The organism is Micromonospora sagamiensis (genome assembly GCF_014680085.1).
GTDB lineage: Bacteria > Actinomycetota > Actinomycetes > Mycobacteriales > Micromonosporaceae > Micromonospora > Micromonospora inyonensis.
Map to the genome: position 1 here is coordinate 2,208,036 of NZ_AP023438.1, position 15,402 is coordinate 2,223,437.

A 15,402-nucleotide genomic window follows, 5' to 3' on the forward strand; every position below is an offset into this window, starting at 1 on the left:
GCCGAGGGCTCGGGCGGGGCAGGATGATCCCACCCCGGCCCCACCCCCGCGAGGAGACCCCAGTGGGCGCACCGCCTGCCACCCCCGCCGCCGACCGGGCGCTGGCCCGGCCGCGTCGTCGACCGGCCGCCGCCGTGGCCGCGCTCGCCGCGCTCGTCGCGGTCGCCGCCGGCACCCTGCTCGACCTGCGTACGCCCGCCCCGGCCCCGGCCGACGCCCCGGCCGCCGAGTTCAGCGCCAGCCGGGCGTACGAGCACGTCGAGGTGGTGGCCGCCGAGACCCACCCGGCCGGCAGCCCGGCCAACGACCGGGTCCGCGCCCACCTGGAGCAGACCCTGCGCGGGCTCGGCCTGGAGACGTCGGTGCAGGACACCGTCGCGCCGGAGGCCGGGCAGCTCAGCGGGTCGGCCGGTGGCACCACGCTGGCCCGGGTCCGCAACGTGGTGGCCCGGCTCCCCGGCACCGACCCGACCGGCCGGGTCTTCCTGGTGGCGCACTACGACTCGGTGCAGTCCGGGCCGGGCGGCAACGACGACGCCGCCGGCACCTCGGCGATCCTGGAGGCGGCCCGGGCGCTGACCAGCGGCCCCCGCCTCCGCAACGACATCGTGTTCGTGCTGACCGACGCCGAGGAGGCGTGCCTCTGCGGGGCCGCCGCGTTCGCCGCCGAGCATCCGCTCGCGGCCGACGGCGGGGTGGTGCTCAACCTGGAGGCACGCGGCCGGACCGGCCCGGTGATCATGTTCGAGACCTCCCGGCGCAACGCCGCCCTGGTGGGCACCTTCGGCCGGGCCGCACCGCACCCGGTGGGCACCTCGTTCGCCGTGGAGGTCTACCGGCTGCTGCCCAACGACACCGACTTCACCGCCTTCCTCCAGGAGGGCTTCGTCGGGCTGAACTCGGCCTACCTGGACGGCGGGGCGATCTACCACACCCCGCTGGACACCCCGGAGTCGATGGACCGGGGCAGCCTCCAGCACCACGGCGACAACGTGCTCGCGCTGGCCCGGGAGTTCGGCCGGACCGACCTGGACACGTTGGACGCCGCGCACGACGCCACGTACTTCCCGGTGCCCGGTGGCCTGGTCCGCTACCCCGGCTGGCTGACCTGGCCGCTGGCCCTGGCCGGGCTGCTGGCCGTCGCCGCGCTGGGCTGGGCGGCCCGCCGACGCGGCCGGACCAGCCTGCCCCGGCTCGCCGCCGGCTTCGGGCTGGCGGCGGTGCCGCTGGTCGTCGCCCCGCTCGCCGCCTGGCTGCTCTGGGCCGCGGTGCTCGCCGTCCGCCCCGGCCACGCCGAACTGCTCGACCCGTACCGCCCGGGGTGGTACCGGCTCGCGGTGGTGGCCCTCGCCGCCGCCGTCCTCTTCGGCTGGTACGCGCTGACCCGTCGCGCGGTCGGTCCGGCCGCGCTGGCGGTCGGCGGGCTGGGCTGGCTCGCCCTGGTCGGGGTGGTGCTCGCCGTGGTCGCGCCGGGTGGGTCGTACCTGGCGACCCTGCCCGCCCTGGCCGGCGCGGTCGCCGGCCTGGTCGCCCTGGCCACCCGGATCGACGGCCCCGGGCCGGTGGTCGCGGTGACCGCCGGGGCGGCGGTGGGGGTGCTGGTGCTGCTCCCCACGGTGGTGCTGCTCTTCCCGGCGCTCGGCATGGGCATGGGTGCCGTCGCCGCGCTCTTCTCGACGCTGCTCGGGCTCGCCGCGCTCCCCGTGGTGGACCTGCTGCACCCGCAGGCCGGCGGGGCCCGGGGCATGGCCGCCGCGCGGGCCCGCCGCCGGGGCGCGCTGCCGGCGCTGGCCGCTGCGCTCGCCGCGGTGGTCTTCGCCGCGGTGGGCCTGAGCGTGGACCGCTTCGACGCCGCGCATCCGGTTCCGACCCACCTGATGTACGCGCTGGACGCCGGCACCGGGCAGGCCCGCTGGCTCAGCCACGAGACCGACCCGCAGCCCTGGACCGACGGGTACGTCGACGGGACGGAACGCGTCGACGACGACTTCCCCGGCCTCGGTGACGCGGAACTGCGGACCGGCCCGGCTCCCCGGGCCGACCTGCCCGCGCCAAAGGTCGAGGTGCTCGCCGACACCCGCGCCGGCACCACGCGCACGCTGCGGCTGCGGCTCACGCCGCAACGGCAGGTGCGCCTGGCCACCCTGCACGTGGACGCCACCACGGCCACCGTGCAGTCGATGGTGGTGGCCGGCCGGTCGGTGCCGGTCGACCGGATCGCCGACGAACAGCGGTGGGACGTCGGCCTGGTCTTCCACGCCCCGCCGCCCGAGGGTCTGGAGATCACGCTGACCGTCACGCCGAAGGCGGAACGGGTGGCGCTGCGCGCCATGGACGCCAGCGACGGCCTGGACGCCCTACCCGGCTTCCGTCCCCGCCCGGCCGACGTCGGCGTGGTCGGCTCGCACACCTCCGAGATGCTGGCGGTGGCGCGGACGTACCCGCTCTGACGCAGCCGGTCGGGTAGGTGACTCTACGCCCGCACCCGCCCACAGATGCGCCAGGCTTACCCGATGACGCGACGGATAGGCCGAAGTGCCTGTGCCCTGCTCCTCGCCATGCCACTACTGACAGCCGCACCGGCGCGGGCGGCCGGGCCGGGCGACCTGGTCGCGCGGGACATCCACCCCACGGGGTGGATGTCGAGTTCGGCGTCCGAGGTCAACGGGCGGGGTGAGGTGATCATCACCGCGACCAGGACGGTCGACGGGGAGATACAACCACCGCTCGGCTTCGTCTGGCGGGCCGGGAGACACACGGCGCTGCCTCCCCTGCCCGGCGGGACCGGCAGTCTCCCGCACGACATCAACGAACGCGGCGAGGTCGTCGGCTTCTGCCAGTCCGCCGTCCAACTGTCCCGCCCCTGCCTGTGGCGGCAGGGTCAGCCGCACGACCTCGGCACGCTCGACGAACGCGGTACGGGCGCCGCGCTGGCGGTCAACGACAAGGGTGAGGTCGTCGGTTATAACGAGACATTCATCCGGGGCGGCGAGTCCCACGCCTTCCTCTGGCGGCGTGGCGTCCTGATCGACCTCGGCGGCACCGGGAACCGCGGCGCCATCGGCATCAACAATTCCAGCCAGGTGATCGGCGTGCACTACACGGAGACTGGACGGCGGGCCTTCCTCTGGCAACAGGGCACCCTGACCGAACTGGGCACCCTGGGCGGAAGCGAGTCGGTGCCGTCCGACATCAACGAACGCGGACAGGTCGTCGGGACGAGCACCACCGCCGACGGCACCGAGCACGCGTTCCTCTGGCAGGACGGTCGGATGACCGACCTCGGCACGCCGACCGGCGACAGCGGCGCTTTGGCGATCAACGACCGTGGCCAGGTGACCGGATGGACGGCGTCGAACGGAGTGCTCAATGCGTTCCACTGGCACCGTGGCGTCCGTACCGAGTTCGCCGGGTACGTCAATGACATCAACGAGCGAGGCTGGGTCGCCGGCACCACCACCGGCGAGCCGCAACACGCCCTGCTGTGGCGTGACGGCCGCGTGATCACCGGTGATCCGGCGAGGGCGGTGATGGACCTCAACGACCGGGGAATGCTGGCCGGGTGGACGAACGGCCCGGACGGAGACCGCGCGACCATCTGGAGGTGACGGCCCGGTTCCGGCCCGGTCGACTCCGTGCCAGACAGGCCGGTGTCACTTCCAACGGAAGTGGACGAAGAGACGGCCGAAGTTCTTGGAGTCCTTCTCGACCCGGTGGTAGAGCTGTTTGACGTCCTTCTGGTCGAGAAACCGCAGCACCCGCTTCTTGAGCTGGCCGGAGCCCTTGCCCGGGATGATCTCGACCAGGGTGGCCTTCTTCGCCACCGCCTCGTCCATGATCCCGCGCAGCGCCCGGTCGATGTCGTGGCCCTTGTTGAAGATGTCGTGCAGGTCCAGCTTCAGTTTCATGCCGCGCCCCGGTCGAGTGTCGTGCCACCCGCTGGCCGGATGCCCCACGTGACCGTGGTGCGACCCGACCGGCAGGTCGGCTCCCATGCCGGCCATGGTAGGTCGGCGGGCTGCCGCGACGGGGCCCGGCGGTTCCCGGTACGGGAACCGCCGGGCCCGGACGGTCAGCGCGGACCGCCGACCCGGGACTCGACCCGGTCCAGCGCCCTGCGGTAGTCGTCGTTCGCCGAGTACATCGCCGCGGCGATGCGCAGGTGCCGCAGCGCGTCCGCCGGGCGGTTCAGCCGCTCCAGCGTCCGGCCCAGCACGTGGTGCGCGTAGTGGTCGCTCGGGTCCTGGTCGACCAGCACCCGGAGCTGCTCCTCGGCCCGGCCGAGCTGGGCCGACTGGAAGTACGCGCGGGCCAGCAGCTGCCGTACGGAGGCGTTGCCGGGCTCGGCCGCCACGATCGGCTCCAACAGCCGGGCCGCTCCGGTCGGGTCCCCGGCCTCGAAGAACATGGTCGCCCGCCGGTACTCCGCCAGAAGGTCCATTCGACCCACCCCCTCGTGTCCCGCCGTCCGGTCCTCATCCGACGCTGGCACAAACACCGCAGGGGTGGCGGGTGTTCCCGCCCGGTCAGGCCGCCGGGTGCCCGTCGACCGGACGGGGCGGGGTGAGCTGCCAGGCACGGACCCCGCCGACCAGGGCGGCGGTGTTCGGCACGACCACCACGTCCTCGCCCATCCGCGCGAGCTGCTCGGGACGGATCAGTCGGGAGTTGCCGCCCCCCAGGTAGAGCCGGTCCCAGCGGAACACCGGACGCAGCCCGTCCACCACCTGCCGGACCCGCCGGGACCAGAAGCCGTCGCCCAGCCGGCGCCGCTCCGGCTCGCCGATGTAGGTGTCGTAGGTCATCCCCCAGCGCACCGGGGCCTGGGACAGCTCCAGGTGCGGGGCGAGCGCCCCGCCGTCGAAGAGGGCGCAGCCGAGCCCGGTGCCGAGGGTCAGCACCAGCTCGCACCCGCTGCCGGCGACCACCCCGGCACCGTGCACCTCGGCGTCGTTGAGGACCAGCGCCGGCACGCCGAAGGCGTCGGAGAGCGCGGTACGCACGTCGAACCCGGTCCACTCGGCCAGCAGGTCCGGGTCGACCCGGGAGCGGGGTCCGGAGCGGGTGACGTAGTGCGGGGTGGCCACCACCACCCCGTGCCGGAGCATCCCGGGCATGCCCACGGTCAGCCGGTCGGCGGTGGGCAACCGCCCGGCCAGGTCCAGCAGGGTCTTGACGAAGAGGCTCGGCGGCAGTGGGTACGGCGTGGGCACCCGCAGCGGCCGGGCACGCATCGTCCCCGCCTCGTCGAGCACCGTGCCCTTGATGCCGCCGCCACCGCAGTCGATCGCCAACGTGGTCACCACGGCCGACAGTCTGCCTAATCCGCTCGGCTCATGGGACATCGGAGGACTAGGCTTCGGCTCCTGATGAGCGCCACGATGATCGTCAAGAACCTCTCCGCCGGGCACGGCGACCGTCTGCTCTTCGCCGGGCTCGACCTGGTGGTGGCTCCCGGCGACGTGATCGGCCTGGTCGGGGCCAACGGAGCCGGCAAGTCGACGCTGCTGCGTACCCTCGCCGGGTGGCAGCCGGTGGAGGCCGGCAGCGTCACGCTGAGCCCGCCCACCGCGAACGTCGGGCACCTGCCGCAGGAGCCGGAACGTCGCCCCGGCGAGTCGGTCCGCGACTTCCTGGCCCGACGGACCGGGGTGACGGCGGCGCAGGCCGCCCTCGACGCGGCGACCGGGGCGCTCACCGACGGGGCGGCCGGTGCCGACGACGCGTACGCCGAGGCGCTGGAGCGGTGGCTCGCCCTCGGTGGGGCGGACCTGGCCGAACGCGCCGAACAGGTGGCCGCCGACCTGGGGCTCGGCGTCGACCTGGACCACCCGATGACCGGGCTCTCCGGCGGGCAGGCGGCCCGCGCCGGGCTGGCCTCGCTGCTGCTCAGCCGGTACGACGTCTTTCTGCTCGACGAGCCGACCAACGACCTCGACCTGGCCGGGCTGGCGAAGCTGGAGGAGTTCGTCACCGGACTGCGCGCCGGCACGGTGCTGGTCAGCCACGACCGCGAGTTCCTGACCCGCACGGTCACCCGGATCCTGGAGCTGGACCTGCACCAGCAGCAGGTCAGGCACTACGGCGGTGGCTACGCCGCGTACCTGGAGGAGCGCGAGGTGGCCCGTCGGCACGCCCGTGCCGAGTACGAGGAGTACGCCGACACCCGCGCCGGTTTGGAGGAACGGGCCCGCACCCAGCGCGCCTGGATGGAGAAGGGCGTGCGCAACGCCCGACGCAAGGCGACCGATCCGGACAAGTTCGTCAAGCACTTCCGGGGCCAGACCAGTGAGAAGCAGGCGGCCAAGGCCCGGCAGACCGAGCGGCTGATCGAGCGGCTGGATGTGGTCGAGGAGCCGCGCAAGGAGTGGGAACTTCGGATGGAGATCGCCGCCGCGCCCCGCGCCGGCGCCGTCGTGGCCGCGCTCCGCGACGCCGTGGTACGCCGGGGCAGCTTCACTCTCGGCCCGGTCAACCTCCAGATCGACTGGGCCGACCGGGTGGCGGTGACCGGGGCGAACGGGTCGGGCAAGTCGACACTGCTGGCGGCGCTGCTCGGCCGGGTGCCGCTGGAGTCCGGGCACGCCTCGCTCGGGCCGGGGGTGGTGGTCGGCGAGGTCGACCAGGCCCGGGGGCTCTTCGTCGGTGACGAGCCGCTGCTGGACGCCTTCCGGGCCGCCGTACCGGAGATGTCCCCGGCGGACGCGCGGACCCTGCTGGCCAAGTTCGGCCTGCGTGCCGAACACGTGCTGCGGCCGGCGGCCACCCTCTCCCCCGGCGAGCGGACCCGGGCGGCGCTCGCGCTGCTCCAGGGGCGCGGGGTGAACCTGCTCGTGCTGGACGAACCGACCAACCACCTCGACCTGCCCGCGATCGAGCAGTTGGAGTCGGCGTTGGCGGGTTACCCCGGCACGCTGCTCCTGGTCACCCACGACCGGCGGATGCTGGAGGCGATCGAGACCAACCGCCGGCTGCACGCCGACGGCGGACGGATCGCCGAGCTCTGATCCGTGCGGGCCGGCTACGGACAGGTCACAATCGATCCATGCTGAGGTGGGAGTACGCGCTACTGGTGCGCCGCCGACAGGCGGCCAGTGACGACATCGGCTGGGAGATCACCTTCCACTGGTACGGGCCGGACGGCACCCTGGTCGACGTCACGCCGTACGGCGACACCGCGCTGGCCCACCTGAACCGGGCCGGCGACCAGGGTTGGGAACTGGTGGCGATGAGCGAGGACCCGTCGCTGCCCGGCAACCACGAACTGCACCGTTACCACCTCAAACGTCCGAAGGCGCCGCTCGCGCCCCGGCAGCGGGTGCGCGGGGCCGGGCGGAGCGGCCGGCGCGGCATCAGCGGCTGACACCGCTTTCCGGCTGACCGGCCCGCGCCGCGTGGCGGGCCCGATGGCGACGGTGCATACCGGGCGCGGATGCGGGTAACGGGCGGCGGGAGGTGGCCCGCATGGTCGCGTTGGCGCAGGCACCGCCCTCGGCCGAGCGGCTGAGGGCGATCGACGTGTTCCTCACCGGGGCGTGGACGGACCAGGCCCGGCACGACGACCGTCTGCGCGACCTGGCGGTCGACGTACGGTTCGACCGGGGGGTGGCCCACCTGACCGGTGAGGTGCCGTCGGCAACCGACCTGCGGCTGGTCCGCGAGCGGGTCGGCCGGCTCGCCGGGGTGTTCGGGGTCTGGTCGCGGGTCACCGTCGACGGCCGGGCACCGGTCGTCGTCGACCTGGGCTGTGGTGGCACCAAGCAGTACCCGGGCAACCTGGGGCTGGACATCCTCCCCGCCCCCGGCGTGGACGCGGTGGCGGACCTCTCCGGGTCGCTGCCGCTGGTCGACCACTCGATCGACGTCCTCTTCGCGGTGCACATCCTGGAGCACATGGTCGACTTCCTGCCGCTGGTGGACGAGTGCCACCGGGTGCTCCGGCCCGGTGGCGTCCTGCACGTGATGAGCCCCTGGTGGCGGCACGTGAACGCGGTCGCCGACCCGACCCACGTACGGCTGCTCGACGTCCAGACGATCAAGGGAATCTGCGGGCAGCGCCCGCCCGGTACACCACGCTGGTATCCGTTGCACGTCGGCTGTGACGGGGCGTCGATCTTCGCCGACCTGACGCCCCTCGCCGCCGACGAGCCGGGACCCGAGCCGTCCCACCTGGCCCGTTTCTTCGACTAGGCGGACGGATACCCCGGCGGACGGGGCCACTGGTCCGCCTCCGGATCCACCGGCCGGGGCGTCGTCGGCGGCTCCGGGGCGGGTGCCGTCGTCGGGAGTGCCGTCGACGGGGGTGCCGTCGACGGCTCCGGGGCAGATGCCCTCGGCGGCTCCGGGGCGGGTGCCGGCGTCGGCTCCGGGGCGGGGGGTTGAGGGGACGAAGGTGCCGGGCGGGACTGCCAGAGTTGGTCACCGGCGATCAGGCTGCGGAAGTCGAACTGGCACTTCGCGCAGGTGCGCAGTGCCGTCTCGGCCCGCCGGTCACCGCAGCGCTGGCAGAACGTCACCACCGTCTCGTCGGCGTCCATGCCCTGGCAGCGCGGGCAGGCGAAGGTCGGGCCCTTGTTGTTGAGCTGCGCCAACCGCCCGGCCAGCACGTACGGGGTGATCACCGCGCTGATGCTGGTGGCCAGGTCCCGGGTCCGCCGGCTGCGCTCCTGCAACCGCTCCAGATCGGGATTGGTCACCTTCTCCAGCCGGCAGGTGGTGCAGGTCCGCAGGTTCCGCGCCGGCAACATGCCCCGCAGCCGGGCCTGCTGGTGCAGGAAGGTCACCACCGGCACGTCCGCCGGCTCGACGGCGAACCGACCCGCCGGGGCCGCCCCCGGCGCGACCGAGGCGAGGTGCTCCTCGACCCGGAACACCAACGACTGGACCTGGGCCACCAGGTTCGGTGGCATGTCCCCGGGGCGGCTGGCGATCAGCGTGCCGACCATCAGCATGCCGTCGGCCAGTTCCGCCGGCACCTCCGCGACGGCCTGTGGGGCCTCGAAGGTGAAGGTGTCGGTGCCGGCCCGGCTGACCGACGCCCGGCGCTGGGCCGGAGAGTCCCCGTCGAGCAGTCGGGACGCGTGCCGGGAGAGCACGGCGCCGGCCCGGTTGGCGAGGCTCGCCGCGTTCTGCATGATCGCCACGTCACCGGGGCCGGTCTGTCGCCACCAGCCGGTGAAGGCGGCCGCACCGGACGGGTCGAGCCGGCCGAGCACGCCGTCGACCGCCCCGAGGACGGACTCGAAGAGCTGCACGTAGGCCGAGGTCAGGCCCCAGTTCCGGCCCACCTTGCCGGCCCAGCGGTCAGCGAGCAGGACGGCGACCCGGCAGCCGTCGCCGTCGGCTTCGAGGCCGATCCGCAGCGCGACCGGCACCCGGGCGGCGGAGAGGGTGACCCCGCCCAGCTTCGAGCCGCGTACCGCCTCAAGGAGGCTGAGCTGCTCGGTGCGCAGCTCGAAGGAGAGGTCCCGGATGACGCGGAGCAGGTGTTGACGGGCCACGCTGGGCGGTACGGCGATCCGGCGGTCCGCGCCGGCCACCAGTCGGCCCCCCTCGGCGGCGATCACGGCCGGATCGGGCCGCGCCCCGGCGTCCGGGTCGGTGGTCCAGCTCATTCCGCCACGTCGAGGCTCGTGCCGACGTCGTACGTGTCGTACGGCGCGACCTCCGCCACGGCGGTGTCGAGGTGGGTGCCCGCCTGGGCGGAGTAGTCGACGGACACGTCGTAGTTGTTGTCGGCGATGTCGGCGTGGCTGGCGGCGTACGCCATCCCGCTCTCGGCGGCTCCGATGTTGCCGGCCGCCAGGTTCTCGTTGGCGTAGTCGACCCAGTCCTGCGCCGACTCGGCCCACTGGTCGCCGCTGGCCGCGTGCCAGTCCGACCATTCCTGGTCGGCCGCGGCCCCGGCGATCTCGCTCTCGACGGCGTCCACCACCGGCTCCGGCAGCACCGGCTCGACGACCGGGGTGACCAGTTCCGGCAGCACCGGTTCGACGGTCGCCGGGGCGAACGCGTCGACACCGAGGTCCGGGACGGACGTGTCGGTGGACAGGTAGTCGCCCCAACTCGAATCGGTGCTCATCTCGCCCCCAGGTCTCAACGACGGCGCGCGGCGCGCGCGTACATCATGGCGACGGGGTGACAACGCGCCCATCCCCCGATCGGTGCCGCCGTGCCGCCACTGAGGACTGTCGCATGTGGACACAAGGGCGGGGCCTCCCGGGTGCCTGCAGGGGACCCCTGCTCGACAGAAAGCGGTAACAAGGGGCCCCTGCAGTCACCGGCCGAGAGTGCTCTCCCGGAGTTCGAGCCGGTACGGGGCGGTGAGCGTCCGGGGCGGCGCACTCCGGTCGCCCTCGATCCGACCGACCAGCAACTCCACCGCGAGCCGGCCGATGCGTTCCTTGTCCGGCGCGATGGTGCTCAGGGTGGGGACCGAGAACCGGCCGTCCTCGATGTCGTCGAAGCCGGCGACCGCGACGTCCTCGGGTGCCCGCAGTCCGTGCTCGTGCAGGGCGCGCAGCGCGCCCAGGGCGAGGGTGTCGTTGAAACAGAAGACCGCGTCGGGGCGCATCCCGGAGGCGAGCAGGTCCCGCATGGCGGCGGCGCCGTCGGCGCGGTGCCAGACCGGCGCGGGGGCGACCAGACGCTCGTCGTAGCCGAGGCCGGCGTCGGTGAGCGCGGCGCGGTAGCCGGCGAGCCGGAGCCGGGCGCTGGCCCCCTCGACGGTGCGCTGCGAGCCGATCGCGGCGATCCGGCGGCGACCGAGACCGGCCAGGTGGGCGGTGATCTCCCGGGCGGCGGCCACGTTGTCGATCATCACGTGGTCGGCCGGTCCGTGGTCCACCCGTTCACCGAGCAGCACCATCGGGGTGCCGTCCAGCCCGGTGAGGTCCTCGGCGGTGAGGGCCAGGGGGCTGAAGATCAGCCCGTCGATGAGGTGGTCGCCGATGCCGCTGGCGGCCACCCGCTCCTGCTCCCGGCTACCGCCGGTCTGGTCGATCAGCACCGTCCAGCCCTGCTCGGCGGCGGCGACCACGACGTGCCGGGCCAACTCGGCGAAGTAGGGGATGTCCAGCTCCGGCACGGCGAGGGCGATCACTCCGGTACGCCCCTTGCGCAGGTTGCGGGCGGAGAGGTTGGGCCGGTAGTTCAGCTCCGCGATCGCCTGCTCGACCCGGGCCCGGGTGGTTGGCCGGACATGCTGGTATCCGTTGACGACATTGGATACGGTCTTCACGGACACACCGGCCTTCTCGGCCACGTCCTTGAGCCTGTGCCGCACCTCGCCACCCTCCCGACCCCGTTCTGCGAGGCACTTTACCGTGCCACCGGCTCTTTACAACGTTGCCTACAACGTTGTAGAAAGTCGGACAGGCGAGTGACCACGGTCACTCCCCGCAGTCAGGCGATCAGGAAGTCAGGCGACGAGGAAAGGTGGCCCCCTTGCGGACCGCTCAGGTGACGATCGATCCCGCCTTCGCGATCGGTGCGGCCGACCGCCGACTCTTCGGATCGTTCGTCGAGCACATGGGGCGCTGCGTCTACGGGGGCGTCTTCGAGCCCGGTCACCCCGAGGCCGACGACGACGGGTTCCGCACCGACGTCCTGGCGCTCACCCGCGAACTGGGCGTCTCGGTGGTCCGCTACCCCGGCGGCAACTTCGTCTCCGGTTACCGCTGGGAGGACGGCATCGGCCCGGCCGGCGACCGTCCGCGCCGGCTCGACCTGGCCTGGAAGACGATCGAGACCAACGCCTTCGGTCTCCACGAGTTCATGGCCTGGGCGGCGCGGGCCCAGGTGGAGCCGATGATGGCGGTCAACCTCGGCACCCGGGGCGTGCAGGAGGCCTGCGACCTGCTGGAGTACACCAACCATCCGGGCGGTACGGCCTGGTCCGACCTGCGGCGCAAGCACGGCGCGGAGCAGCCGTACGGGGTGCGGCTCTGGTGCCTCGGCAACGAGCTGGACGGGCCCTGACAGGTCGGCCACAAGACCGCCGCCGAGTACGGCCGGCTGGCCGCCGAGACCGCCCGCGCGATGAAGCTGGTCGACCCCTCGATCAGCCTGGTCGCCTGCGGCAGCTCCAACCGGGGGATGCCCACCTTCGCCTCCTGGGAGGCGACCGTGCTGGAGCACACCTACGAGCACGTCGACTACATCTCCGCGCACACCTACTACGACCCGTCCGACGGCGACCAGGCGAGCATCCTGGCCTCGGCGGTCGACATGGACAACTTCATCCGCGAGGTGGTCGCCACCGCCGACCACGTGGCGGCCAAGCAGCGCCACCGGCGCAAGCTCAAGATCTCCTTCGACGAGTGGAACGTCTGGTACCAGTCCCGTCTCCAGGCCGACCTGGACCGGCGCGGCTGGGTGGAGGCCCCGGCGCTGATCGAGGACACCTTCACCGCCGTGGACGCGGTGGTCGTCGGCGACCTGCTGATCACGCTGCTCCGCCACGCCGACCGGGTCGGTGTGGCCTGCCAGGCGCAGCTGGCCAACGTGATCGCGCCGATCCGGACCCGTACCGGTGGACCGGCCTGGCGGCAGAGCATCTTCCACCCGTTCGCGCTCACCGCCCGGTACGCCCGTGGCACGGTGCTCCGCACCGAGCCGGTCACCCCGACCTACTCCACCGCCCGCTACGGCGACGTGCCGGTGCTGGACACCGTCGCGGTGCACGACGAGGAGCGGGGCGAGCTGACCGTCTTCGCGGTCAACCGGGGCGATACGGACCTCGCGTTGGACCTCGACCTGCGCGGCCTGCCCCGGCCCTCCGGTCGATCCCACCTGACCCTCGCCGCCGGGGACGACCCGACGGCGTGCAACACCGAGGCCGAGCCCGACCGGGTCACGCCCCGGGGGACCAGCATCCCCACCGTCGACGGCGGCCGGTGCACCGTACAGCTGCCTGCCGTCTCCTGGAACATGCTGCGCTTCGCCACCCGGTCCTGACCGGCTCCGTCACCCCACCTCCGACCCAACTCCACCACCGGCCTCGACGAGCTCCACCACCGATCCGGACCAGAGCTGTGACCACGGTCCGGGCCGGGTTCCCGCCGGAGCAGGCCATTTCCGCCCCAAGGAGACAACACCATGATGCGCAACGAGATGAGCCGACGCCGCCTGCTCGGCCTCGGTGTCGGGCTCGGCACCGCGGCCACGCTCGCCCTGGCGGGCTGCGGCAGCGACGACGAGGGTTCCACCACGGCCTCGGACAACGGCGGCAAGGACTACACCGGCCCGAAGGTCGACCTGAAGCTGTGGAACGGCTTCACCGGCGGTGACGGCGACATCTTCAAGAAGCTCGTCGAGAAGTTCAACGCCGAGCACAAGAACATCGCGGTGGCGGTCACCACGTACCAGTGGGAGGACTACTACAGCAAGCTCCCCGGCGCGGTCTCCAGCGGTGCCGGACCAGACATCGCGGTCATGCACATGGACCAGCTCGCCACCTTCGCCGCCCGGGGCGTCATCACCGAGCTGGACGACGTGGCGAAGGCGCTGGAGCTGACCGAGGCCGACTTCGCCCCGACGGTGTGGTCCGGCGGTCTCTACAACAAGAAGCGGTACGGCATTCCGCTGGACATGCACCCGCTCGGGTTCTACTACAACAAGGCCGTCATGCAGAAGGCGGGCCTCGACCCGGAGAAGCCGCCGACCACGCGGGACGACTACACCGCCGCGCTGACCGAGCTGAAGAAGTCCGGCGTCCAGGGGTTCTGGGTCAGCCCGTTCCAGTTCACCGGCGGCATGACCTTCTACTCCGTGCTGCACCAGTGGGGCGGGACGCTCTTCGACGCCGACGTCGCGAAGGCCACCTTCAACTCCGACCCGGCGGTCGAGGCGTGCACCTGGCTGGTCGACATGATCAAGCAGGGGCACTCCCCCGCCAACGTCGGCCAGGACGCCGACTACCTGGCGTTCAAGGCGGGCAAGAACGCCTTCAACTGGAACGGCATCTGGCAGATCAACGACCTGAAGAAGAGCCCCGACGTGCAGTGGGGGGTCGCGCCCCTGCCCCAGATCGGCAGCAAGCCGGCGACCTGGGCGAACTCGCACAACTTCACCATCGTCAAGCAGCGCAGCACCGACGCCAACAAGGTGGCCGGGGCGAAGGTCTTCATCAACTGGCTGAGCCAGCACTCGCTGGACTGGGCCGCCGGGGGCCAGGTGCCCGCCCGCAAGGCGGTCCGTGAGGACGCCGGCTTCAAGGCGCTCACCGAGGTGGGCGCGCTCGCCCCCGAGATCGAGTACGCGGCCTTCCCGCCCGCCGCGCCGGGTATCGGCGAGGTGCTGACCACCTTCTACTCCTCGTTCAACGAGGCGGTGCTCGGCAAGAAGTCGCCGAAGCAGGCGCTGGACGACGGCGTCGCCAAGGCCGACAAGCAGCTGGCGGACAACCGCAAGAAGTACGGGAACTGAGGCGGCCGTGGCCGGCATCGGCACGGTCGGGGCGGCGCGTTCGGACGCGCCGCCCCCGGCGGCCGGGCGGGGACGCCGGGAGGCGGGCCGGCGCGGCCGGGCCACCACCCCGTACCTCTTCCTCGCGCCGTACCTCCTCCTGTTCCTGGTCTTCGGGTTGGCCCCGGTCCTGTTCGGGCTCTGGCTGAGCCTGCACCAGTGGGACCTCCAGCTGCCGAACCGCCCCTTCGTCGGGCTGGACAACTACCAGGACCTGTTCTCCAGCGACTCGGCGATCTACGGGGACTGGTGGTCCAGCGTCCGGGCCACCGGCATCTTCACGCTCTTCTCGGTGCCGCTGCTGGTGGTCGTCCCGCTCGGGCTGGCGCTGCTGCTCAACGAGAAGTTCCCCGGGCGGACGTTCTTCCGGGCGGTCTACTTCGCCCCGTACGTGCTCGGCGTGGCGGTGATCGGCCTGCTCTGGCGGTTCCTGCTCGACGCCAACCTCGGCCTGGTCAACCGGCTGCTCGGCGCGGTCGGGTTGCCGTCGGACACGCCCTGGGTGACCGACGTGCCGTGGGCGTGGGTGTCCCTGGTCGGGGTGACCGTCTGGTGGACCTCCGGGTTCAACGCGGTGATCTACCTGGCCGGTCTCCAGGACATCCCGCCCGAGCTGTACGAGGCGGCGAAGATGGACGGCGCGAGCGCCTGGGACCGGTTCCGCAACGTCACGCTCCCCGGACTGCGCCCGGTCATGCTCTTCGTGCTGACCACGACGATCCTCGCCTCGGCGAACGTCTTCGGCCAGTCCTTCCTGATCACCCAGGGCGCACCCGGCGAGGAGACCCGGACGGTGGTCTGGCGGATCGTCGACGAGGGGCTACGGGACAACGACGCGGGCCGGGCCGCCGCGATGAGCATCCTCTTCGCGCTCGCCCTCGCCGTGATCAGCATCGTCAACTTCCGGTTCTTCCGGTACCGGGAAGACTGAGGAGG

General features: G+C 72.6%; 13 protein-coding genes and 1 pseudogene. 8 read left to right on the forward strand and 6 right to left on the reverse strand.

The annotated features are described in order from the left end of the window. The first annotated feature begins 62 nt into the window (after positions 1–62). Positions 63–2,450: a M28 family peptidase gene (locus tag IGA62_RS09310; RefSeq protein WP_145815390.1), complete on the forward strand. Its 2,388-nt coding sequence runs from the start codon at positions 63–65 to the stop codon at positions 2,448–2,450. A gap of 108 nt (positions 2,451–2,558) precedes the next feature. Further along, entirely contained in the window at positions 2,559–3,608 is a 1,050-nt protein-coding gene (locus IGA62_RS09315) for a hypothetical protein (protein ID WP_186499706.1), read from the forward strand. 45 nt (positions 3,609–3,653) lie between these two features. Here IGA62_RS09315 and IGA62_RS09320 read toward each other — a convergent pair whose 3' ends face one another. The 3 genes from IGA62_RS09320 to IGA62_RS09330 form a co-directional block, all read right to left on the reverse strand. After that, the gene (locus IGA62_RS09320; protein WP_013736060.1) at positions 3,654–3,908 is read right to left on the reverse strand and encodes a Smr/MutS family protein; all 255 of its coding nucleotides are present in this window, start codon (positions 3,906–3,908) and stop codon (positions 3,654–3,656) included. A 164-nt stretch (positions 3,909–4,072) separates the two neighbouring features. Continuing rightward, a complete protein-coding gene (locus tag IGA62_RS09325; protein WP_145815388.1) occupies positions 4,073–4,441 on the reverse strand; it encodes a tetratricopeptide repeat protein in 369 nt (122 codons plus the stop codon). Positions 4,442–4,526: 85 nt separating this feature from the next. Beyond that, positions 4,527–5,306 carry an ROK family protein gene (locus IGA62_RS09330; RefSeq protein ID WP_091452198.1) on the reverse strand — a complete coding sequence of 260 codons (780 nt, stop codon included), beginning with the start codon at positions 5,304–5,306 and terminating at the stop codon, positions 4,527–4,529. A 63-nt stretch (positions 5,307–5,369) separates the two neighbouring features. Between IGA62_RS09330 and IGA62_RS09335 the strand changes: the two genes are divergently transcribed. From IGA62_RS09335 to IGA62_RS09345, 3 genes are all read left to right on the forward strand, one after another. Further along, entirely contained in the window at positions 5,370–7,007 is a 1,638-nt protein-coding gene (locus IGA62_RS09335) for an ABC-F family ATP-binding cassette domain-containing protein (RefSeq protein ID WP_145815387.1), read from the forward strand. Positions 7,008–7,045: 38 nt separating this feature from the next. After that, positions 7,046–7,363, forward strand: coding sequence for a hypothetical protein (locus IGA62_RS09340; protein ID WP_091452204.1), 318 nt, complete (start codon positions 7,046–7,048; stop codon positions 7,361–7,363). A gap of 101 nt (positions 7,364–7,464) precedes the next feature. After that, positions 7,465–8,190 carry a methyltransferase domain-containing protein gene (locus IGA62_RS09345; RefSeq protein ID WP_145815386.1) on the forward strand — a complete coding sequence of 242 codons (726 nt, stop codon included), beginning with the start codon at positions 7,465–7,467 and terminating at the stop codon, positions 8,188–8,190. On the opposite strand, the gene IGA62_RS09350 is transcribed toward IGA62_RS09345, so the two are convergent. The 3 genes from IGA62_RS09350 to IGA62_RS09360 form a co-directional block, all read right to left on the reverse strand. After that, positions 8,187–9,614 (reverse strand): hypothetical protein, encoded by a 1,428-nt coding sequence (locus IGA62_RS09350; RefSeq protein WP_145815385.1) that lies wholly within the window; start codon positions 9,612–9,614, stop codon positions 8,187–8,189. The genes IGA62_RS09345 and IGA62_RS09350 overlap by 4 nt on opposite strands. After that, positions 9,611–10,081 carry a hypothetical protein gene (locus IGA62_RS09355; RefSeq protein ID WP_145815384.1) on the reverse strand — a complete coding sequence of 157 codons (471 nt, stop codon included), beginning with the start codon at positions 10,079–10,081 and terminating at the stop codon, positions 9,611–9,613. Before IGA62_RS09355 ends, IGA62_RS09350 begins: the two co-directional genes overlap by 4 nt. 195 nt (positions 10,082–10,276) lie before the next feature. Next, positions 10,277–11,284, reverse strand: coding sequence for a LacI family DNA-binding transcriptional regulator (locus tag IGA62_RS09360; protein WP_091452211.1), 1,008 nt, complete (start codon positions 11,282–11,284; stop codon positions 10,277–10,279). Positions 11,285–11,445: 161 nt separating this feature from the next. Here IGA62_RS09360 and arfA point away from each other — a divergent pair. The 3 genes and pseudogenes from arfA to IGA62_RS09375 all read left to right on the forward strand — a co-directional run bounded on the left by arfA (position 11,446) and on the right by IGA62_RS09375 (position 15,397). After that, a pseudogene (gene arfA / locus IGA62_RS09365) lies at positions 11,446–12,957 on the forward strand (arabinosylfuranosidase ArfA). Positions 12,958–13,098: 141 nt separating this feature from the next. After that, entirely contained in the window at positions 13,099–14,427 is a 1,329-nt protein-coding gene (locus IGA62_RS09370; RefSeq protein ID WP_145815383.1) for an ABC transporter substrate-binding protein, read from the forward strand. Between the two features lie 7 nt (positions 14,428–14,434). Then, complete coding sequence (locus IGA62_RS09375) at positions 14,435–15,397, forward strand: carbohydrate ABC transporter permease (protein ID WP_145815382.1); 963 nt, start codon at positions 14,435–14,437, stop codon at positions 15,395–15,397. Positions 15,398–15,402: the final 5 nt, after the last annotated feature.

Coding starts and splice junctions, on each gene's coding strand:
- IGA62_RS09335 (WP_145815387.1), top strand. CDS start 5,370: ATGAGCGCCACGATGATCGTCAAGAACCTCTCCGCCGGGCACGGCGAC.
- IGA62_RS09315 (WP_186499706.1), top strand. CDS start 2,559: ATGCCACTACTGACAGCCGCACCGGCGCGGGCGGCCGGGCCGGGCGAC.
- IGA62_RS09355 (WP_145815384.1), bottom strand. CDS start 10,081: ATGAGCACCGATTCGAGTTGGGGCGACTACCTGTCCACCGACACGTCC.
- IGA62_RS09340 (WP_091452204.1), top strand. CDS start 7,046: ATGCTGAGGTGGGAGTACGCGCTACTGGTGCGCCGCCGACAGGCGGCC.
- IGA62_RS09320 (WP_013736060.1), bottom strand. CDS start 3,908: ATGAAACTGAAGCTGGACCTGCACGACATCTTCAACAAGGGCCACGAC.
- IGA62_RS09350 (WP_145815385.1), bottom strand. CDS start 9,614: ATGAGCTGGACCACCGACCCGGACGCCGGGGCGCGGCCCGATCCGGCC.
- IGA62_RS09345 (WP_145815386.1), top strand. CDS start 7,465: ATGGTCGCGTTGGCGCAGGCACCGCCCTCGGCCGAGCGGCTGAGGGCG.
- IGA62_RS09370 (WP_145815383.1), top strand. CDS start 13,099: ATGATGCGCAACGAGATGAGCCGACGCCGCCTGCTCGGCCTCGGTGTC.
- IGA62_RS09325 (WP_145815388.1), bottom strand. CDS start 4,441: ATGGACCTTCTGGCGGAGTACCGGCGGGCGACCATGTTCTTCGAGGCC.